15 protein-coding genes, 1 tRNA gene and 2 pseudogenes are annotated in these 20,522 nt (G+C 50.2%); 5 read left to right on the top strand and 13 right to left on the bottom strand.

Features of this window, described 5'->3' with window-relative positions:
• From BM114_RS08520 to BM114_RS08560, 8 genes and pseudogenes are all read right to left on the bottom strand, one after another.
• Positions 1-262, bottom strand: a pseudogene (locus BM114_RS08520) (hypothetical protein); the annotation flags it as partial.
• A gap of 2 nt (positions 263-264) precedes the next feature.
• A pseudogene (locus BM114_RS08525) lies at positions 265-1,185 on the bottom strand (relaxase/mobilization nuclease domain-containing protein).
• Complete coding sequence (mobC, locus tag BM114_RS08535; protein WP_092112438.1) at positions 1,182-1,535, bottom strand: plasmid mobilization protein; 354 nt, start codon at positions 1,533-1,535, stop codon at positions 1,182-1,184. The pseudogene BM114_RS08525 and the gene mobC overlap by 4 nt, the downstream one beginning before the upstream one ends.
• Before the next feature lie 143 nt (positions 1,536-1,678).
• Positions 1,679-2,608: a toprim domain-containing protein gene (locus BM114_RS08540; protein WP_092112440.1), complete on the bottom strand. Its 930-nt coding sequence runs from the start codon at positions 2,606-2,608 to the stop codon at positions 1,679-1,681.
• A gap of 260 nt (positions 2,609-2,868) precedes the next feature.
• Positions 2,869-4,059, bottom strand: a complete 1,191-nt coding sequence (locus BM114_RS08545; protein ID WP_092112442.1) for a primase-helicase family protein — start codon at positions 4,057-4,059, stop codon at positions 2,869-2,871.
• A 3-nt stretch (positions 4,060-4,062) separates the two neighbouring features.
• Positions 4,063-4,356 (bottom strand): helix-turn-helix domain-containing protein, encoded by a 294-nt coding sequence (locus BM114_RS08550; RefSeq protein WP_092112444.1) that lies wholly within the window; start codon positions 4,354-4,356, stop codon positions 4,063-4,065.
• Between the two features lie 124 nt (positions 4,357-4,480).
• The gene (locus BM114_RS08555; protein WP_092112447.1) at positions 4,481-5,401 is read right to left on the bottom strand and encodes a hypothetical protein; all 921 of its coding nucleotides are present in this window, start codon (positions 5,399-5,401) and stop codon (positions 4,481-4,483) included.
• Between the two features lie 234 nt (positions 5,402-5,635).
• Positions 5,636-5,720, bottom strand: a tRNA-Leu gene (locus BM114_RS08560).
• A 125-nt stretch (positions 5,721-5,845) separates the two neighbouring features.
• Between BM114_RS08560 and BM114_RS08565 the strand changes: the two genes are divergently transcribed.
• Positions 5,846-6,937 (top strand): mannose-1-phosphate guanylyltransferase, encoded by a 1,092-nt coding sequence (locus tag BM114_RS08565; RefSeq protein ID WP_092112449.1) that lies wholly within the window; start codon positions 5,846-5,848, stop codon positions 6,935-6,937.
• Between the two features lie 99 nt (positions 6,938-7,036).
• On the opposite strand, the gene BM114_RS08570 is transcribed toward BM114_RS08565, so the two are convergent.
• From BM114_RS08570 to BM114_RS08585, 4 genes are all read right to left on the bottom strand, one after another.
• Complete coding sequence (locus BM114_RS08570) at positions 7,037-7,438, bottom strand: HIT family protein (protein ID WP_092112451.1); 402 nt, start codon at positions 7,436-7,438, stop codon at positions 7,037-7,039.
• A 34-nt stretch (positions 7,439-7,472) separates the two neighbouring features.
• Positions 7,473-7,943 (bottom strand): transcription elongation factor GreA, encoded by a 471-nt coding sequence (gene greA / locus BM114_RS08575; protein WP_092112453.1) that lies wholly within the window; start codon positions 7,941-7,943, stop codon positions 7,473-7,475.
• A gap of 688 nt (positions 7,944-8,631) precedes the next feature.
• Complete coding sequence (locus BM114_RS08580) at positions 8,632-9,186, bottom strand: porin family protein (protein WP_092112455.1); 555 nt, start codon at positions 9,184-9,186, stop codon at positions 8,632-8,634.
• A gap of 76 nt (positions 9,187-9,262) precedes the next feature.
• Positions 9,263-13,156: an AAA domain-containing protein gene (locus BM114_RS08585; protein WP_255406474.1), complete on the bottom strand. Its 3,894-nt coding sequence runs from the start codon at positions 13,154-13,156 to the stop codon at positions 9,263-9,265.
• Between the two features lie 77 nt (positions 13,157-13,233).
• Between BM114_RS08585 and BM114_RS08590 the strand changes: the two genes are divergently transcribed.
• The gene (locus tag BM114_RS08590; protein ID WP_092112457.1) at positions 13,234-13,701 is read left to right on the top strand and encodes a nucleoside deaminase; all 468 of its coding nucleotides are present in this window, start codon (positions 13,234-13,236) and stop codon (positions 13,699-13,701) included.
• A 126-nt stretch (positions 13,702-13,827) separates the two neighbouring features.
• Here BM114_RS08590 and BM114_RS08595 read toward each other — a convergent pair whose 3' ends face one another.
• Positions 13,828-14,823 (bottom strand): YqiA/YcfP family alpha/beta fold hydrolase, encoded by a 996-nt coding sequence (locus BM114_RS08595; RefSeq protein ID WP_092112459.1) that lies wholly within the window; start codon positions 14,821-14,823, stop codon positions 13,828-13,830.
• Positions 14,824-14,910: 87 nt separating this feature from the next.
• On the opposite strand from BM114_RS08595, the gene BM114_RS08600 reads away from it, so the two are divergent.
• From BM114_RS08600 to BM114_RS08610, 3 genes are all read left to right on the top strand, one after another.
• A complete protein-coding gene (locus BM114_RS08600; protein WP_092112461.1) occupies positions 14,911-18,054 on the top strand; it encodes a glycoside hydrolase family 2 TIM barrel-domain containing protein in 3,144 nt (1,047 codons plus the stop codon).
• 264 nt (positions 18,055-18,318) lie between these two features.
• Positions 18,319-19,188, top strand: a complete 870-nt coding sequence (gene dapF / locus BM114_RS08605) for a diaminopimelate epimerase (protein ID WP_369808415.1) — start codon at positions 18,319-18,321, stop codon at positions 19,186-19,188.
• A gap of 20 nt (positions 19,189-19,208) precedes the next feature.
• Positions 19,209-20,441, top strand: coding sequence for an LL-diaminopimelate aminotransferase (locus BM114_RS08610; protein WP_092112466.1), 1,233 nt, complete (start codon positions 19,209-19,211; stop codon positions 20,439-20,441).
• Positions 20,442-20,522: the final 81 nt, after the last annotated feature.

A 20,522-nucleotide genomic window follows, 5' to 3' on the forward strand; every position in this document is an offset into this window, starting at 1 on the left:
CCAATTTGTCTATGGATTTAGCCTCCTCGTCCTTGATGCGCTTTTGCACATCAATGTACTTATTGATAAAGGCTTCTGTACGCTGCTCATACTGATTGAGCAATGCTTCTTCCCGTTGTTCGTCACTTTGTACTGGGGTAGATGAAACAGGGAGAGAGACAGAGCTGTTCTCATTTTCTTTCAACTCCTTCAGTTCCCTGTAAATTGTTTCCAGCTTTTTTTTGATTTCCTCAAAGAGGACAAATGTATTATTGTCTGCCATAATTATAAATGTATTTTACGTTTTTTCTTTTTCTTCTTTTTGTCGAGCGTATTGTAAACTTCTGCAGGGACAGTACCATGAGTCTGGAATAATCCCAATCCTCCTTCTATGAGGTCGTTAGTTATTTCGCTCGTAACATCTGCAATGTTAGATATAAGGTTTGTCGTTTCTTGCATCTGCTGGTCGTGTTCCCTATTGTTCTGTTGCAGGGCAAAGTCAATCTTGGAATAACTGAAACTCCTGTCCACCTTCGAGCCATTGAAATGATAACCGTTCTTTTCAAAGATGACACCCTGAACATCCTGAGAGTTGCCTTTGTACTTGAAACGGACATCAATATCTTGTTCTTTCAAATGACTAAGGAGAGTTGTCCAATCCCTGCACCGAGCTATTTCTGCTTTCAATGCCTGATAGATTTCATATTTGGTCTTGTCAGGTTCTTTCAGGCGGTATTCCTTGACTTTCTCCTTACCACCGGCGAAGTACAAACCATATTTGGCGGTCAGTTCCTTGCACATCTTCTCACTTCTGAATTGGTCGTTACGGTCAGAAATAGTTTTGCCATTATTATCTATCCGATTGAAAGCAATATGAACGTGTGGATGTTCCTTGTCGAAATGGCGACCGATGATGTACTGTGTATCTTTTATCCCCATCTTCTCCATGTACTCATGAGCCACTTTCGTCATTCATTCATTGATGAGTTTGGAAGAGTCCTGTATGGAGAAACTCAGGGAGATGTGTCCGACAACCCTACTTACTCGTGGATTCAATTTCGTCTGGTCAATGAAACTTTGGACAATATGGCTGATACTACCTGTTCTCACTCCGGAACTGTCTATAAGCTCCGTTCCTTTCTTCGGGTCAAGAATGTAATTGATGACTCCCTTGAAGCCAGAACCTTTCATTATCTTGGCAATCATCTTCGTATCAGGTTTAGTATTTCGTCAATTTTCCCAATGATGATTTTGTGAAAAGGAGCAACGGTATAATACCCTTCCACATTGGCACGATATGCCAACTGATTGAGATTATTTGCCATTCCACACAGCTTACGGATGAAGTCTGCTTGCTCTATGTTCAGTCGTTCAATGACGTACCCTTTTGCAAGAACTTTCCTTACAAACTCACTCATGGATGTTCCTGCACTCTTGGCTTTGCCTTTGAGCGTGTAGTAATCCTCTGTGGTAAGTTTTACCGTGATACGGTATTTCTTCTTTTCGGCTGCACCCTTGGCTGGGCGACCGCCTTTTTTGTATTCTGATTTAGCCATATTTGTTTCTTTAATTTGTTTTGATGGAGACCAGCGGGATAATCCTCTGCACCGAGTGGCAGGAGGTGGAGCAAGTGGTTTTGGTATGCCCAAAACATAAACTTGCTCCCCGAAAAACTGATTATGCAAAGCAAACCCAACAATCATAGCTTAATCCCTTTGGGTTTCTTTATTTCAACTCTCTCTGAATGCTTGGATTCAGCACACAGATACTCGTTCAAGTCCTTAAAACCATTGTATAGAGGCGAAGCATCTGTAACAGAATTTCCTAATTCTTTTGAAAGTTGCAGATAGGCATCTCTTCCTGCACCGTCATTATCCAAAAAACATTGAACACTATCATAGCGTGATAAATTCTTTGCAGCCTTATGAATATTCGTTACAGAATTGAGTATCAAATAATCCTGTTTCCGCAGTCCTGTACTCTGCGGATTCTTTTTCCTGTTCATCGTCATGAATGATAGGAAGTCCATAAAACCCTCGAAAAGAAAACATACTTTCTTCGGCTCATCGGCACAGAAATGACTGATGTCTTTCGGTGCAATGCAGCCCTTGAAAAATGGGTTACGCAATTCATACCCACCTGCTATGTTGGGAATGCCTATACCGAAGTAATGCTTGCCATTGAAATTGTAATGCAGTTCCTTACAGACAGAAGTTGCCACCTCTATATCAATACATCTGTCATCGAGATACCTTATCAAAGCAAGATGCGATAAAGGAAGCACCTGCAAATTTTCAAAAGAGTTTATACGCTGTACTGACTTAGCATTTGCAAATGATGTAGAAGATATTGGCGTACAATGCGGAGCATCACTCGCTATTTTGCGAATGAGATACGGCACATCAGAGGATTTGTAAAGTAGTTCTGCCAAGTCTATGATGTTTCCACCTTTTCCAATACCGAAATCATACCACTGGTTACGCTCGGTGTTTACTTTGAAAGAAGCATGGTCCTCCTGACGAAAGGGAGAAAGATACCACAGGTTGTTACCTTGTTGCTTGGTGGGAGAATATCCCAAACTCGCAAGAAAATCCTGCAACTTTATCGTTTTTATTTCTTGTATATTCATATTATAATGAAGTTGGATGGTTTGAAAAATTGATGATTTGATGAAAATGCACATAATCGTTTCATAACAAACAAGTTACCTGTTCATCATAGTTTCATCATAGGACTTCTCAAAAGAGAAACTTGATGTGTTTCTCTTTTGGACAGTATCAAAGAGTCCTTTCATCATTCTTTTATATTGATGAGTGGAAAGATGAATAGAATAGGCATTATCAGTCAATTTGTTATGTGTACTTTTCATCATTTCATCAAAAATAATGATTAAATGTTCGTGAGTTGTTCTTTGGTTACGGTATAATACCTACCTGTCCGTTTGATGGGTAAGTAGTTCCGCAAACTGTTGTAGTCTATCTGATAGGTTAGATATGTCAACGTGTTGGATGCAGGAATGAGTTTCCATATGTCCTGCACTATCCTGCGGACTTGACTTTTATCAGCTTTGCATCCAGTGTTGTTCAGCAGGCACACCATGTCATTGATACAAAATGAAAACTCGGCTATATTCATCTGCTCCATTACCTCTAAACAGAGTTCTGACATTTCCAACTCAACCTTATTTCGGTTACTGCGGATAATGCGCTGCAAGGCTGGCGTAAATGTCAGCTTGGGCGCAAACCACATACGGCTTTCCTTGTGGGTGGACAGGGTACGGTGCTGCAGGAAATAGAGAAAGGCTGGGATTTCTGCTTTCAGCTTTTGCAGAAAGTCGGTATCATCGTTTTTAAGACGCTCTATCTTCCTTACCCAATATCGGGTTTCTCCCACGTCTATGATGACAGGGAGTAACTCGTTATTGGAGCACAGCACGAACTTGGCAAAGAAGGAGATCTCGTCTCGGTCTTTGCCTTTTGCTTCCACCTTATAGGAGAGCGTTGTGCTAAGATTTTTCAATCGTTCACTGTCTTCCCTGCGGTTGAGCAGAACTTCATCCACAACAATGAGCAGTTTTCCAGCCCAATCTACATTGAATTGGCTACGAAAATCCTCGTTAGTGTTGAAAGTTACATTGTTCTGGAAAACGGCTTTAAGGAAATTGAGGAACGTACTCTTGCCAGTATTGCGTTCCTCTGACACCATCAGGAGGATGGGGAGCTTCTGCACAGGTTGGAGATAGAGCAACTGCAAATAATCCATACCCAACTCGTATTGATCCCCGAAGATGTGTCTTATCAGAGATTCAATGTGTGGAAACTCTCCTTCTTTTGGCTGGTGTCCTATCGGTTCATAGAGATTAAGGAACTTATCAACTACTGGTTGATAGTCCACATGATTGGGTACAGTACAGAAACCATCGTACTTCGGGACAGTGGCAATGAAATCCTTTCCATAGTCCTGCCGTAGCGTTTCATTGTTCCACACGATACGCTTCTTGACAAAACCGCCATTGATGCGTGGTTGGTTCACGATCTTGTATAAGGTCGTGCCAACACGGATAAATTCTTCTTGTGCCATGAACTACTTCTGCATTAAAGGTTTATTGCCCATGATATACCGCTGTGCTTCTTGCGTTATCTGCGCAGAAGTTTTAATGGGATTCTGGCGTAGCCATGCTTCAAGTTCTGCTTTCTCAAAGTAAAGCATTTTGCCTTGTGGCTTGTAATGCGGTATCAGATTACCCGATGTGAGTTTGTAGAGATAACTCTTTGAGAGGTTTAAGAACCTGCTGGCTTCTTCAAAACTCAGCACATTCTTATTCATGAATACCATTTGTTCGAGTTCTTCAACTCGGTTTTCTAATGTTTTTTCCATATTGTAAACATTTTGAATTAAACAATATGAAGGTGCACCTTCGCTAATTATTCGTTAACGAGGGCAAAATTAGAAACAATAAAAGTGGATGGCGTTGAGCGATGTTTGAGGTATCAACCTATGCTCAACCTTTTTTCAGTTGTTTGATGTATTTATCTATTGTTTCCCATCCTTTCGGCTGCTTCATGTTGATTTGGTCTGTTGCAGTGGAAAGGTCGGTGCGTGTCAGCGGCGTATCTTTTGTTTTCCCCAAGACAAGTTCATTACGGGCAATGGTTGATTGCCATTCATCAGTAATGAACCCTTTAAGATTAAGACTTTGCATGAGATATGCCAACTGACGGTTGTTGTTTGATTTCAGGACACCTTTTAGTTTACAAGCGAAAAAGTCTTTGAGTATCTTGGGAGATATGCAGGTCGTGAATAATTGGATTTCGTTGATACAGGTTGTAAGAACTTCTATTTGCTCTTCTGTAAAATTGGATTGAAATGGATTTGTTTCTTTGCCTACGATGACTGGTTTGTTTTTCTGCTCACATGGTTCGTCGTTTATTATGATTGAAGAGCAAGCCAGAGTGGTTTGTGCCTCTGTTAATTCAATTTGTTCTATTTCTCCTGTGAGATATTTTACATACCGTTCATACAGAATTGCATTAACAAGGTACGAGAACATCGGTAGAACATCATTATATACAGTGTGTTCCTCGATGTACTTCGCATATTCAAATGAAGAAACAGAGAAGGAGGTATATTTCTGTTTTTGTTCTTTGGTCAGTGATTCAAAGAAAGTGCTTTCCCACAAAAAATTATCTTCTGTGCAGTATTTCTCTACACATGCAAGGGCAGGATAATTCAGATAAATAGAAGAAAGTTTGTCAGTTATTCGGATATATTCTTTTTGCAAAATCTCTTTGAGTTGTATATTGCTAATACAACTCTTCTTCCTCAGAATATTTCCAATGAGCACATTGTAGGTCTGAGTAATGCAGTAACTTAATATTCGTTGAATACTGTCAAGTTGTATCTTTAGACTATCATTCTCCATTTTTGCAATTTCTAAGGTGAGTACTGCTTGCAAAGATAGGGCATTCGTTGGAGAAAACGCTAAGAAAGGGAAAGAAACAGAATAAAAGGGAAAAGTTGTCGTTAATTAAATATAAATCTGAGTGGCGAAAAACTATAAAAGTATACTTTTCTCATAATATTGTTGCAAAGTACACTTTTAGTACATGTTGAAAAAGGAAAATCCTTTGTAAATCAGTGACTTACAAAGGATTTGTGGTACCCAGACCCGGGCTCGAACCGGGATGGGTTGCCCCACTGGTGTTTGAGACCAGCGCGTCTACCGATTCCGCCATCTGGGCTTATTGAGCGGTGCAAAGGTAACATATTTTTTGGAATTAGCAAAGTTTTACTTGAAAAATATTAAAATTCTTGCAGGTGCGAAATATATTGGTTATATTCGCAATATAATTTTAAATCTGTAATTATGGCAAGCAGGCTCAATAATGACTATTGCGTTATTCTGGCAGGAGGAAAGGGGCGGCGACTCTGGCCGTGCAGCCGTGCAGAGAAGCCGAAGCAGTTTATTGACTTCTTCGGATTCGGCCGGACGCAGTTGCAGCAGACCTTCGACCGGATTGTGCAGATTCTTCCCAGGGAGCATATATTCATCAATACCAATGAGCTGTATGTGGATTTAGTGAAGGAGCAACTGCCCGGTATCTCCGACGATCATATCATGGCGGAGCCGATTCACCGGAATACGGCACCGAGCGTGGCATGGGCGTGCCATCGTATCGCCCACATCTGTCCGGACGCCAACCTGCTGGTAACGCCTTCCGACCAGGCCGTGAACAACGAGAGGGCTTTCTTCCAGAACATTGAGGAGGGCTTCGAATTTGTGCAGAATAATGACGGACTGCTCACCTTGGGCGTGAAGCCTACGCGTCCGGAGCCAGGATATGGGTATATTCAGTTGGGCGACGAGGCTACTCATGACATCTACAAGGTGAAATCGTTTACGGAAAAGCCCGAGCGGGAGTTTGCCAAGATGTTTCTCGAGAGCGGGGAGTTTTATTGGAATACAGGCGTGTTCCTCGCCCGAACTTCTTATCTCCGTGAGTGTTTCTATCGTTTCCTGCCGTCTATTCTGCGGGTTTTTGACCGCGAGCATGCCGACTGGACCATTGCTGAAGAAAACGAGTTTATCCGTGAAAACTTTCCTTCCTACCCCAATATCTCCATCGACTACGGTATTCTGGAGAAGTCGGAGCATGTCTTTGTGCTGAAGGGCGACTTCGGATGGGCTGACCTGGGCACCTGGCACAGCATTTACGAGGCAATGAGAAAGAGTGAGACCGACAATGTGGTCATCGATTCCGAGGTGATGCTCGACGACGCTCGCAACAATGTCATCAAGTTGCCGAAAGGTAAGCTGGCGGTCATCAATGGCCTCGACGGCTATATTGTGGCGGAGCAGGACAATGTGTTGCTGATTTGCAGAAAGGAGGATTCCTCGTCGTTGGTCCGCAAATATGTGAACGAGGTACAGATTCAGAAAGGCGACAAGTATGTCTGACATCCATGAAGCAGGGCCTGCCAGGAGAATCACTCCTGGCAGGCCCTGCTTTTTGTGGCTGCTTCGCACCTTCACCGCGGAAGGGTGAGGGGCGCGTTCCTATAGTTTTTTAAACTCCTTGAAGATTTTATCGGCGATGGCTTTCATCTCCTCATCTTCGAGCTTCAGGTGGGGCTTGCCGAAGTTGATGTCGGCCTCTGAGTTCATCGGAATCAGGTGGATGTGGGCGTGCGGCACCTCTAGTCCCAGCACAATCTGTGCCACTTTCTTGCACGGGATGGCTGCCTTGAGGGCACGAGCCACTTTCTTGGCGAACAGTTCGAACTCAGCCAATTCTTCGTCTTCCATGTCGAAGATGTAGTCTGTCTCCTTGCGGGGAATCACCAGGGTGTGCCCCTTCGCCACCGGACTGATGTCGAGGAAGGCATAGAACTTCTCGCTCTCGGCGCATTTGTAGCTTGGAATCTCGCCGGCTGCGATCTTTGTGAATATTGTTGCCATGTTGTCTTGTGGTTTTGGGTTTCCTGTTTTGTCGTTAGGTGCCTAAGGAGATTTTGTCGATGCGCAGCTTGATGGTGCCGTTGGGAATCTTGATTTCCGCAATGTCTCCCACCTTCTTGTTAAGCAGGCCCTGTGCGATGGGGGTCTTGATGGAAATCTTGCCCCCCTTGAGGTCTGCCTCGCTCTCGCTGACGAGGGTATAAGCCATCTTCGCCTTGTTTGCCATGTTGGTCATCTCCACCTTGGTGAGAATCTGCACGGAGTCTGCGCTCAGCCGGGTAGTGTCCACGATCTTAGCTTCTGCTACGGTCATCTTCAGCTGATTGATTTTGTCCTCGAGCCTGACCTGGGCCTCTTTGGCCGCCTCATACTCTGAATTCTCACTCAAGTCGCCCTTGTCGCGGGCTTCGGCGATTGCAGCCGATGCCTTCGGGCGCTCTATTGCTTCGAGCTCGTGAAGCTCTGCTACGAGCTTGTCGTAGCCTTCCTGTGACATGTAAGCCATAATCTTTCTATTTTATTTTTTATTGTTATCAGACCGTTGGATGATTAAAATAAAAGAATTCCAACAACCTTTGCCGTCGTCGGAATTCGTTATCTCCTAATGTCTTGTTGTTTCAATATCGTTTTGCAAAGGTAGGAAATTAAAATGAAAGCACCAAGCGAAAACGCGAAAATCTTCTCTTCGAGGTTGATTTATGTCAAGAAATGCGGAACGATGATGTAAAAAGCAGGGAAAAGTCTTGGTTGTTTGCGCAAACAATCGTAATTTTGCAATGTGTTTTTCATAGTATTAGATTTAAGGTTAACAAGGTAGGGACTCGGCGGAGTCCCATTTTTTATGCCCTTAAGTCTGGTGTCTTCATTGGTTGTTCTTGAACGGCATGGCTGCCTGCGATGGTTCCCGCCCGTGCATGAATTCGTTAGAGGCAAGCCCTCTGATGGTTGCGGGGCATGGCCTTGACAACGGAGAAAAATACCATGGGAGTCTGCTCAAAAAGTAAAAGGCCGTCGAAAGGCTGGAAAAATCGCCGATTTTGCCGCACAATCTCGCCGATTTTGTCCTGTGATTTCGCCGATTTTGTAAAACCCGCAGCCGCTCTTGGTAACAGGTTTCATGTCGTCCGCGACTGTAAACGAAAAAGGGGAGCACCCGTAAGGGCACTCCCCAGTAAGTTTTTATGCCGTAAGGCTTAGAGGTGGAACTTGTATCCGAGAGTAATCTGGAATACGCTGTTCTTGGCATCTCCATGTTCATAAGCCTTCGTCAGCCCCCAGTTGTAGCGGCCGTCGATCACGAAGTTGTTGATTTCATACGAGAGGCCTACGGGGATGGAGAAGTCAACGCTCTTGGCGTCATTGTCATCAACCTCTACTCCTTTCGCCTTAAAGCTGCTGTTTACATTGAATCCGGGCTGGATACCGAGCTTCACAGCCAAACCTTTTGTTACATAGACATTGGCCAGGATAGGGATGTTGATATAGTCGAGCTTCACGGTTGAGTTGTCGCCCTTGCATCCCTGCATAGAGTAGAGGGCACCTGCGCTGAGGCTGAAGATGTCGGTTACGCCGTATTCCAGTTCTGCGCCGGTAACGATTCCGATGCGGGCGTCGCTTCCATCAACTTCGGTGAGGTCGGCGATGCTCATACCGAACTTAGGCATGATGCTGAACTGACCTACTGCATTCTGTGCGAATGTTGCTACTGAAGACAGCATCAAGGCTGCCATTAAAATAACTTTTTTCATAATAACTCAAATAATTAAATGTTCACTAACAGGGTGCAAATTAAACAAATAATATCTATTTATCCAAATTTTTCTTTTAAAAAATAGTATTTTTATCCCTTTTTAGCTTTATTTTTTGAGCTATATCATTTATCAGCTGCTTAAAGACGGGGTTCAGGGAGAGCGTCTCGGGATTGCCGGTGAGGATGAGTTGCCGGCGTGCGCGCGTCATGGCCACATTCAGTTTGCGGTCGATGAGGCGGCCGTCTTCCGCGAAGGTGTTGCTCGTCAGGAAGTCGAGTTGGTACTGGTGTTGGATGGTGAAGGAATAGATGATGACATCCCGCTGGCTGCCCTGATACCGTTCCACGGTGTCGATGCTCACCTGCTGGAGCTCGGGAACGCCCTGCTGCTCGATGTTCTTGCGTATCATGGCTATCTGGTTGCGGTAGGGCACGATGACGCCTACGGTTTTCCGTGGGTCGAACCGTCGGCCGTAGAAGCGGTGGATACGGCGCAGCAGGTCGCTCACGATGGCGGCTTCGTCGGTGTTCACCTTATCGGAGAGGCCGGGCTGGCGGCAGAACCTGGAGGGCAGGAAAATCACGCGGTGTGCCTTCAGCAACTCGTCGAGCTCGTCTTCGGCAGGCAGGTCGTAGCCGAGGCGGCTTTCCTGCTGATGCTCCAATGGCACGGCTTCCAGCCGCTCCCGGCGGTAGAACATCCTGTTGGGAAACTCCGCGATGTCGGGGTGCATGCGTCCTTGTTTGCGCAGGATGCCGATGAAGTCGGTGCGTCCCTGCTTCCGTTCCCAGCGCAGGAGGCGCTCGAAGAGCGAGTTGCGGCAGTTGTCGAGGCAGAGGGCTCTCAGCATCGGCTCCTCTACCTCCGATTCCTGTGGGTTCTGTTGCACTACGGCGGGCAGTTGTTTGTGGTCTCCCACGAGGACAAACCGCCTGATGTAGGGCTCGCGATCGTGCCCGCAGAGCAGCCCTACGATGTTTGGTTCCAGTATCTGGCTCGCCTCGTCGATTACGGCGAGGTCGAAGTGCTTCAGGTTGAATAGGTTTGCGTTCGACTGCATCGCCGTCGTGGTGGCCACGAAGATGCGGGTGCTCAGGATTCTCTCCTTGATTTGCGAGAGCAGCGGCAGTCCCTCGATGGCATATTTAATAAGGTGGGGACGGTAACGCTCGTCGCACGAGAACTCCTGCCCTATGCGCAGGTAGTCGAGATGGTTGTCTTCGAGCATGCCGCAGATTTCGTCCACGGCGCGGTTGGTGTACGAGAGCAGGAGCACGGAGTGCCCCTCTGTGGCCAGTTCCTCCCTTACGAGGTATTGCAGGGCCAGCGAGGTCTTGCCCGTTCCGGGAGGTCCCACGAGCAGGAAGTAGTCCTGTGCCTGCTTGGTCCGTAGCAGGATGTTGTCGTAGTCGGGGTGATAGGGGCGGGTGAGGGTGAGGCTCTTGTCGGCTCTTGGCTCCCGTTGGCCGAGCAGCAGGGCGCGGCGGTCGGGCAGGGCGGCGGCGAATTGCGCCAGACTGCGCACCTGCGCACCGCTCCCCATGTCGCTGTGCTCTATGGCGAAGGTCTCTCCGCTGATGATGTCGGGATTCTGCTGTCCGTCGGAAAGGTGGACGACGAGGCGGCCGGGGTGGATTTCCGCGAGACATCCCTTGAACAGGAGGGCATGTCGCACATCGGGCGTGTCGCCCCGGCGGTAGGCATACAGGTAGACGAAGTCGCCCTGCCGGAAGTTCGGCAGGAAGTCTTCTCCCTGCTCGGGCACGCTCAGCGTGATGGTATCGAAGCCGTTGTAGGGCGAGCTTTTCTCCTTGCTTACGATGGTGAGGTCGGTGTAGATGCTGCCCGTCTCTTTCTTTTCGCTGAGCGGCATGTTCCAGAGGTCGGCACAGGCGTTGCCCTGCCCCTCCTGTGCGCCCAGCCGTGAGGAGAGCTGCTCACGGTAGACGAAGGTCATCATGCGGCACAGATAGGCTCGTTCTATGGGCTTCAAGTCATGCAGGCTGTCGGTGATGCGCCTGATTTCGGGCTCTTTCCATCGGCCGAAGAAGTCTGCCTTGCGTTCGTCTTGCAGGAAGATGCCGGGCTGGAGGTAGCCAATTACTTTGTCGAAGCCGTCCTGCGCTATATGAAAGTCATTCCACACCACCTGATTGCGGAACTTGACGGCCTCGCGGAAAAGCTCCCGATAGAAGCTCACCGCTACCAGTCCGCCCGGTAGCGGATAGCGTGAATAGAGCAGACGGAGGTCTGCCTGGTTGTTCGGCAGCCGGAAATTATGGAGCAGCACGCCGTAATAGAGCAGCAGCTGGACATAGTGTTCCTCCTTCTGGAAGCTCCCGTATTCGTTCGGGAAGTTGCGTTCTATGTTGTAGTTTTTGCCCGACTTCTGCTCTGCGAGCAGCCGCATGTCGGTCGTCATGAGGTCCACACGGCCTTGTATGCCCAGCTCCTCGCAAACAAACGACGGCTCCAGGATGGCCTTCGAGCGGTCGTAGCCGTCCTGCTTGCCGTCGAAGAGCGACTCCACGATTTGCTGGATGTTCACCGACTGCCGCAGCGCGGCAGCCTTGAAGTCTTCTTTCTGGTTCAAATCCGTGCAGGTGCAGTAGTCCAGAGCACGCTCCTTGAAGTTGTTGCGGAAGGTTTCTTCCCATCGGTAGCCGCCTTGCTGGTTGATGATGTCATCCAAGGCGCTGCCCGCAAAGTTACCCACGAGGATGGCCTGCGTGTTCGCCTTGGGAGCGAGTTGGTTCAGCAGATAGGATAGGGGGTGGTGGCCGTAGTCCTGAAAGCAGCGTGCGATTGAGGAAATGTCCAGCAGATAGTCGGGCTCGAGGATGATAAGGGAAGGGATGATTACAGCCTCTCCCCCGCCATTACCTTCCTCGCTTGTCTGTCGCACCGGCTCCGCCGACAGCGACAACTCGGTCGATGACCGTTGGTTCCCCTTTAGGGAGGGAGCTCTTAGCTCGCGAATCTTTTCTTGGATAAAGGATATTACCGAGTCTGTATTTCCTATAACCTCTTCATTGGTGAACCTTAAAAAGGTATAGCCCTTTGCCTCAAGGATTTCTTCTCTGCGCCTGTTCTCCTTTTCTTGATTAGGGTGATTGTGGTAACCACCATCCACTTCAATGATAAGCGACAATTCCAAGCAGACGAAATCGGGGATGAAGTCATCTATGGCATGTTGTCTCCTGAAGTGGGCTTGCAAGTTATTCCTTCGCAGAATCTCCCACATGATGCTTTCGCCGTCCGTAGGTGTGTTCCTGTTATTGAGCGCGTTGACCTTGAGAATGCTGTAGATGTCAGGATTAGAAGACTTTATAGGGGCTCTGAGGGCTCCCTCCCTGCAGGGGAGGGCGGGGGGAGAGGCTTTCTCGCAGTCTATCAGATTCAGCTGCATGCCTTCCTTCAGGAGCCCCTGCAAGTGGCGCAGGTGGTCGGCGGAGTAGTCTACGGTGAGGGTCTCCCCTGCTGAATCCTGATCCGGGAGCACTTCGATAAGGGTATCGGTGAAGCCCTTTACGATGCAGCGGATGTAACGGTAGTCGATGTGATGGTGCCCGGTGAGTGCCTTGCGTGATACGGGAATCCGCCCGACGAGATAGCCGGGGATGTCGCAGTCATAGACGGCGGAGATGAAGACGGCCATTGCCCGGCAGTCGTAGAGCTGCTCTTCGGGCTGTAGCGGTTGCTTCCGGTTGCTGTCGCGGCGCATACGCTGAATCTCGATGACATCGCTCACGCCCACCCGATGCCGCTTGCAGAGGAAGTCTACCTGTGAGAAAAGATTGCCGAAAGCTTGCCTCGACTCGCGCAGTCCTTCGTAGCAGGCCAGCACGAGGGTTTCGTGCAGCATCTTGTTGGCGACGGATCGCTCTGCTTCCAGCAGGTTGAGAATCGCCTCGAGGCGGCGGAATAACTCTTCGGAAGTGATGTTTCTATCGGGTAGGAATGGCATTTTGCTATTTTTATAATTGCAAATGTACCGAAAATATGCGGAAAATGCTTACCTTTGCTGTTGAAAATTAAAACTCTATGGACAAAAAAGATTTCATGCGCAGGGCGATAGCCTTGTCTGAAGAAAGCGTCAGGACGGGTGGCGGACCTTTCGGCGCGGTCATCGCCAAGGATGGAGAAATCGTCGCCGAGGCGTCAAACAGCGTTACCATCGACCACGACCCTACCGCCCATGCGGAGGTAAACGCCATCCGCAAGGCCGCCAGGAAGCTCGGCACCTTCGACCTCGAGGGCTGCGAAATCTATACTTCCTGCGAGCCGTGCCCCATGTGCTTGGGGGCTATCTATTGGGCTCATCTCGGCCGCATCTATTATGCCAACGACCGTAAGGATGCCGCCCGCATCGGTTTCGACGATGATTTCATCTATAAGGAGATTGCCCTGAAGCCGGAGGAACGCCACAAGCAGATGCAGATTCTGCTGCCCGAAGAGGCCAAGGAAGCCTTCCAAATGTGGGAGAGCAGCAGCGAGAAGACCGAGTATTAACGGCTTACGGGCATCTTACACACGGCGTGTAACACGATTACAAGCCGTGTGTAATGCGGTTACACGCCGTGTGTAATCCTATGGAAGATTTCCTCCTTTCCTGCGGGAAGCGGAAATCTTTTTCGCTTATTGCCCCCCAAGGCGTTCGAAATAGGTGATGATTTCCTCCCAGGTCTTGAACTCGTCGCTGCCGAAAGGTATGCCCGTCCCCATGAATGCGTCGTCGGGAGCGGCTGAAATCAGGTAGTCGCCATAGAGCAGCCGGGGCTGATTGGTGTAGACCACATGGTTCCAGGCGGGCGTGGAAAGGTATTCCTCTATCCAGGAATTGGCCTCCGCGAGCCGTTCGGGCTCGTTGGTGGGAGCGGGGACGAGGATGTAGACCTCATAGGTTTCTATCAGCATCCTGTAAGCCTTGCGCATGCTGGAGCGGTCCTTGCCGTAGTCGTCGCGCAGGGTGGCGAAGTCGATGTAGACAATCGGCCGCTCGCGGTGCTCCTGGCGGTCGTCTATCCAGCGGATGACGGGTACCACCCCGTTCAGAAACGACTCGTCGGTCATGCGGTGCTCGCCATGGAAGCGGGCTGCCTGAGCATAGTGCGACCGGAACAAGTCGAAGGTATGCACTACCGGGTCCTTGTCGCCGAAGAGCCCGAAGACGCGCCCTTGCTCCTCGGGCGTGATGCCCTGGAAGCACTGGGTGGTGATTTCCTTATACTCCTTTATCATCGCCTTGGTTACGATGAACTCCTGCACGCCGTCCTGTCGCGGGTTCTGGAAGGTCTGCTTGCCTGCCATGCCGTGGCTGGTCATGGTTTCTCCCATCTCGAAAGCCGGGTTTACGAGGATGCGGTCGTAGCCTCGCAGCATCTCGGCGTACATTCCTCCCATCGAGGTTCCTATGATGAGGTCGGGCTTCTCGGCGTCCGTTTTCTCCCGGAGGAGTGCCAAGGCCTCCTCGGGATGCAGCGGCAGGTCGTAGGCGATGACTTCCGCACTCGGGAAAGTCTCCGCGATTCGCCTCACCGTGCCCGACTGCGCCGAGGAGCCGAAGCCGTGTACATACATGATTCTCTTGCCCCGCATCAGGTCGGGGAACTGCTTTATATACTGATTTTCCATATCTTCTTCCGTTTAATATTGCAAAAGTAATATTTTTTTTCTATCTTTGTGGCAGATAAACTAAAAACATAAAATGATACCGATAATATGAAAAAACTGATGTTATTAACGGCTTTGTGCCTGACGCTGGATGTTCCTGCGCAGAGCGGTGGCGGCCCGGCATGGACGGAGTGGCAGGATCAGCAGGTGAACGAGGTAAACAGATTCCCGCTGCACACCGACTTCTTTGCCTATGAGTCGGAGGCAGGAGCGTTGAAGGGAGCGAAGACGCAGTCTTCTAATTTCCTCTCCCTCGACGGCGTGTGGAAATTCCATTTCGTGGAGAATGCCGATCAGCGTCCCACGGACTTCTACAAGACCGACCTCGACGAATCGTCGTGGAAAACCATCAAGGTGCCGGGCATGTGGGAACTGAACGGCTACGGCGACCCCGTCTATGTAAATATAGGCTTCCCGTGGAAAGGTCATTTCAAGAACAATCCTCCCTATGTGCCCAACGAACACAACCATGTGGGTTCCTACAGGCGCACCGTTACCATTCCCGCAGACTGGGACGGCAAGCAGGTGATAGCGCATTTCGGGTCGGTAACGAGCAACATCTATCTCTTCGTCAACGGCCGCTATGTGGGCTATGCGGAAGATTCCAAGGTGGCGGCAGAGTTCGACATCACCCCCTATATTAAGAAAGGTGAGAACCTGCTGGCGTTCCAGACTTTCCGTTGGAGCGACGGTACCTATCACGAAGACCAGGATTTCTGGCGCATGTCGGGCGTGGCAAGGGAGAGTTATCTGTTTGCCCGCGACGCAAAAGTTCATCTGGATAACATCAAGATAACGCCCGACCTGACCAATAACTATGCCGACGGCACGCTGGAGGTCAATGTGTCGGTGAGCGGCAGGCCCGTCGTGGAGTTCCAGCTGCTGAACGCCAACGGGATAACGGTGGCCAAGAGCACGGGTGATTTCAAGCGGCACGACTACGGAAACATTCATTTCACCATCCGGAATGTGAAGAAATGGACTGCCGAGACACCCTACCTCTTCACCCTCCTGACGACGGTAAAGTCAGAGGGAAAGGTCGTTGAGGTGGTTCCGCAGAAGGTGGGCTTCCGCAAAGTGGAGATCAAAGGCTCACAACTGCTCGTTAACGGCCAGCCCATCTATATCAAGGGAGCCAACCGGCACGAGATGGATCCCGACGAGGGATACAATGTAAGCTATGCTCGCATGGTTCAGGATGTGAAGCTGATGAAGCAGTTGAACATCAATGCGGTGCGCACCTGCCACTATGCCGACGACCCCCGCTGGTATGACTTGTGTGATGAATATGGTCTCTATGTATGTGCCGAGGCCAATCAGGAGAGCCACGGCTTCGGCTATGGGGAGAAGGCCCTCAGCTATGGAAAGTCGTTTGCCAAGCAGATTCTTGAGCGCAACCAGCACAATGTGGAGTCGTTCTTCAACCATCCGAGCGTCATCATCTGGTCGATGGGTAACGAGACGGCCGACGGGCCGAACTTCACGGACGCCTATAAATGGATTCGCCAGACCGATCCTTCTCGTCCCATTCACTGGGAAAGAGGCTTGAAAGGTGCCAATACCGACATCTATGCGGAGATGTATCAGACGCCGGAAGGCTGTGAGAGATATGCCAAGAGTACGAAGCCCGGCGACCAGAAGCCGCTCATCATGTGTGAGTATGCTCATGCCATGGGTAACTCCCAGGGAGGCTTCAAGGAATATTGGGACCTCGTCCGCAAGTATCCTAAGTTCCAGGGAGCGTATATCTGGGACTTTGTGGACCAAGCACTGCACGGCGTGGACAAGAATGGAGTGAAGATTCTGACCTATGCCGGCGACTATAACAACTGGGATAATAACGACGACAAGAACTTCAACAGCAACGGATTCATTACGGCCGACCGCGAGCTTCATCCCCATGCCTACGAGGTGAAGCACCAGTATCAGGACATCTGGGTTACTCCCGTAGATCTCAAGAGCGGCAAGATGAAGGTGTATAACGAGAACTTCTTCCGCGATTTGAGCAACTATAAGATGGTTTGGTGCATATTGGAAAATGGGAAACCCGTGAAGGACGGTGTCGTGGAGGATATCAATGTGGCGGCTCATCAGACGCGTGAATTCACCCTTCCCTATGCGCTCAGCGGCCTTGACCCTAATGCCGAGGTGCTCTTGAATGTGTCGTTCCAGATAAAGGAAGCGGAACCATTACTCCCGGCGGGCTATGAGGTGGCCTATCAGCAGTTTGCCATACAGCCCTATAAGGGTGTCGAGACGGCTCTGAACAACGACGGATTCTTCGGCGAAGAGATGTGGTCAAAGAAGGTGAAGGTGGTGGACAAGAAAAAGAATGCTACCCTTGATGTCAAGGAGGGATCCTTCTCTGCCTCGTTCAACCGGCAGAACGGACTGCTCGTGGCCTATAGTGTGAACGGGAAGAGTCTCCTCGGCGAGGGCGGCTGTCTGCGTCCGAACTTCTGGCGCGCCGTTACCGATAATGATATGGGAGCCGGTCTGCAGAAGCGTTACAAGGTATGGAGGAATCCGGTGATGACCCTGAAGGGTCTGACGGTTGACACGAAGGGTAAGTCTACGGCGGAGATTACCGCCCGATATGACATGCCCGAGGTGGGCGCAAGCCTGACCCTGGTGTATCGCATCTATGCCAACGGCCAGCTGAAGGTAGTGGAACACCTCGTTCCTAACGCCGGTTCCAAGGCGAGCAACATGCTCCGCTTCGGCATGGTGGCCGACCTTCCTTATGGTATGGACCAAAGCGAGTTCTACGGTCGCGGGCCGATAGAGAACTATGTAGACCGCCGCACCTCCCAGAACATCGGCATCTACAAGCAGTCGGCGGATGAGATGTTCCATCCATATATCCGCCCCCAGGAGACGGGAACCAAGACCGATATCCGCTGGTGGAAGCAGACCGACGCGGCGGGGGCAGGTTTCCAGATCGTAGCGGCTAAGCCTTTCTCCGCCTCAGCCCTGCATTATGCCATCAAGGACTTGGACGAGGGCGATGCGAAACACCAGCGCCATTCGCAGCAGGTGCCGAAGTCCAAGTACACGGAACTTTGCATCGATGAGGTCCAGGCCGGCGTCGGAGGCATCGACAGTTGGAGTGCCGACGCCGAGGCGTTGCCTCCCTATCGTGTAGAATTCAAGGAGCGTAGCTTCACCTTCTGGTTGATTCCATTGAAGTAAGCGGCATCAGCTTGGACAGAAGACGGCTTTCTGCCTTCCTGACGACGACAAGCAGGAGGCTGGGAAGCCGTCTTTTGCATTACTTGTGGCCGCTTTCTGTCAACCTGTAAGCCAGTGGTCTTCTTGTGGCTTACAGTTTTCTCTGTATCCTACGATTATAGTTTCGATTTGCAATAACCGCGGATTTTCAAGATGATAAAGTAAAAGAATCATTGCGGTTTCAGCCGATTTGTTGTAACTTTGCGTCGAAGAGGGAGGATTTGGATGACTCATAAAGGAGAAAACGATAGGATGACGCATGCTAAGATACCGTTCACCAAGATGCAGGGAGCGGGTAATGACTACATTTATGTCAACACGATGTTGTACGATATACCTAATCCTGGTCGTGCGTCGGTCAGGTGGAGTGCTCCCCATACGGGCATCGGCAGCGACGGGCTGGTGCTGATTGGTCGGCCGACGGGAGCGTGTGAGGCCGATTTTGCCATGCGCATCTTCAATGCCGACGGCTCCGAGGCACTCATGTGTGGGAATGCGAGCCGATGCATAGGCAAGTATCTCTATGAGAAAGGCCTCACCGAGAAGTCGGAAATCAGGTTGGAAACGCTGTCGGGAGTGAGAATCCTCAAACTCGACATCCGCGGAAAGCGGGTGGAAAGCGTAACCGTGGATATGCAGGAACCACGATTTGAGATTCCGGAGCAGTTCAATCCGACGGCCGGGGAGAGCATAAAGGCCGACGGCAGGCTGTTTTCCGGAACATTCGTGAGCATGGGAAATCCCCATTATGTTATCTTTGTGGACGATGTGGAGCATCTGGATATCGCTCGATATGGCAGTATTCTGGAGCGCGCGGAGGCCTTCCCCCAACGCTGCAATATAGAATTTGCCCAGAAGACCGCCGCCGACACCTTCCGCACCCGTGTCTGGGAGCGTGGCTCCGGCATCACGATGGCCTGTGGAACGGGGGCTTGTGCCACGGCGGTTGCAGCCTCCGTTACGGGCAGGGCTTCAAGAAGAAGCAGTATCGTGATGGATGGCGGAACCCTGAGGGTTGACTGGGATGCCGTTAGCAGGCATGTATTCCTCGGCGGTCCTGCCGAGTTTGCCTTTGAGGGAGAGATTGAATTGTAGGAAGAAAAACAAATACGGAGATGGCATTAGTTAACGAATATTATCTGCGATTGGCGAATAACTACCTCTTTCAGGAGGTCGCCAAGAAGGTGAACGCCTTCAAACTGGCACATCCGGAGATGCGGGTGATAAGCCTTGGGATAGGCGATGTAACGCAACCCCTTTGCCCCGCGGTCGTCGAGGCGATGCATAAGGCGGTAGACGAGATGGGCAGCAAGGATACCTTTCACGGCTACGGCCCCGAGCATGGGTATGACTTCTTGAGGGATGCGATTATCAAATACGACTTCCTTCCCCGTGGTGTCCATGTCCAAAGGGAGGAGGTCTTCATCAACGACGGGGCCAAGAGCGATACGGGAAACATTCAGGAACTCCTCAGATGGGACAACTCCGTGGGCGTAACAGACCCCATCTACCCGGTGTATCTGGACTCTAATACGATGATCGGGCGTACCGGCGTGATGGAGAACGGCAGGTGGACGAATGTAACTTACTTCCCCTGTACCGCCGAGAATGCATTTACCCCGCAGCTTCCCGACCATCGCGTGGACATGATCTATCTGTGTTATCCGAACAATCCCACGGGTACGGTCATCTCGAAGGGCGAGCTCCGCAAGTGGGTTGACTTTGCCCTTAGGAACGACGCGATCATCCTCTACGACGCTGCCTATGAGGCTTATATCCAAGACGAGGATATTCCCCATTCCATTTATGAGATTAAGGGTGCCCGCAGGTGCGCCATTGAGTTCCGCAGCTATTCAAAGACGGCCGGGTTTACGGGCGTCCGTTGCGGATATACCGTTATCCCCAAGGAGGTGATGGCGGTTACCTTTGACGGGAGGGAACGCGTGAGCCTGAACCGCTTGTGGGCACGAAGGCAGGGCACAAAGTTCAACGGGGCGAGCTACATTAGCCAGCGGGCGGCCGAGGCCATCTATACTCCCGAGGGCAGGAAGCAAGTGCAGGAGACCATCAACTATTACATGGGGAACGCCAAGATTATGACCGAAGCCTTGGAAAGCATGGGCTTCGAGGTCTACGGCGGTAAGAACGCACCCTATCTCTGGGTGAAGACTCCGGGCGGAGAGACGAGCTGGGCTTTCTTCGACGAACTGCTTTATGGAGCCGGAGTGGTGTGTACGCCGGGCGTGGGATTCGGCCCGAGCGGTGAGGGCTACTTCCGCCTTACGGCCTTTGGCGGCCGGGACGACTGCAAGGAGGCCATGCGCAGAATTTCGGACTGGTGCAAATAAAGGTATGGCGATTCTCCGGTTTGTCAGAAAAATGTAGTATCTTTGCGCCCATGTAAATAAGACGGGAAGTCTGATTCGTTA

Source organism: Prevotella sp. KH2C16, from assembly GCF_900113305.1.
Lineage (GTDB): Bacteria > Bacteroidota > Bacteroidia > Bacteroidales > Bacteroidaceae > Prevotella.

Coding starts and splice junctions, on each gene's coding strand:
- BM114_RS08600 (WP_092112461.1), top strand. CDS start 14,911: ATGAAAAAACTGATGTTATTAACGGCTTTGTGCCTGACGCTGGATGTT.
- BM114_RS08585 (WP_255406474.1), bottom strand. CDS start 13,156: ATGCCATTCCTACCCGATAGAAACATCACTTCCGAAGAGTTATTCCGC.
- BM114_RS08545 (WP_092112442.1), bottom strand. CDS start 4,059: ATGGCACAAGAAGAATTTATCCGTGTTGGCACGACCTTATACAAGATC.
- BM114_RS08610 (WP_092112466.1), top strand. CDS start 19,209: ATGGCATTAGTTAACGAATATTATCTGCGATTGGCGAATAACTACCTC.
- BM114_RS08550 (WP_092112444.1), bottom strand. CDS start 4,356: ATGGAAAAAACATTAGAAAACCGAGTTGAAGAACTCGAACAAATGGTA.
- BM114_RS08595 (WP_092112459.1), bottom strand. CDS start 14,823: ATGGAAAATCAGTATATAAAGCAGTTCCCCGACCTGATGCGGGGCAAG.
- BM114_RS08580 (WP_092112455.1), bottom strand. CDS start 9,186: ATGAAAAAAGTTATTTTAATGGCAGCCTTGATGCTGTCTTCAGTAGCA.
- dapF (WP_369808415.1), top strand. CDS start 18,319: ATGACTCATAAAGGAGAAAACGATAGGATGACGCATGCTAAGATACCG.
- BM114_RS08540 (WP_092112440.1), bottom strand. CDS start 2,608: ATGAATATACAAGAAATAAAAACGATAAAGTTGCAGGATTTTCTTGCG.
- BM114_RS08590 (WP_092112457.1), top strand. CDS start 13,234: ATGGACAAAAAAGATTTCATGCGCAGGGCGATAGCCTTGTCTGAAGAA.
- BM114_RS08570 (WP_092112451.1), bottom strand. CDS start 7,438: ATGGCAACAATATTCACAAAGATCGCAGCCGGCGAGATTCCAAGCTAC.
- BM114_RS08555 (WP_092112447.1), bottom strand. CDS start 5,401: ATGGAGAATGATAGTCTAAAGATACAACTTGACAGTATTCAACGAATA.
- greA (WP_092112453.1), bottom strand. CDS start 7,943: ATGGCTTACATGTCACAGGAAGGCTACGACAAGCTCGTAGCAGAGCTT.
- BM114_RS08565 (WP_092112449.1), top strand. CDS start 5,846: ATGGCAAGCAGGCTCAATAATGACTATTGCGTTATTCTGGCAGGAGGA.
- mobC (WP_092112438.1), bottom strand. CDS start 1,535: ATGGCTAAATCAGAATACAAAAAAGGCGGTCGCCCAGCCAAGGGTGCA.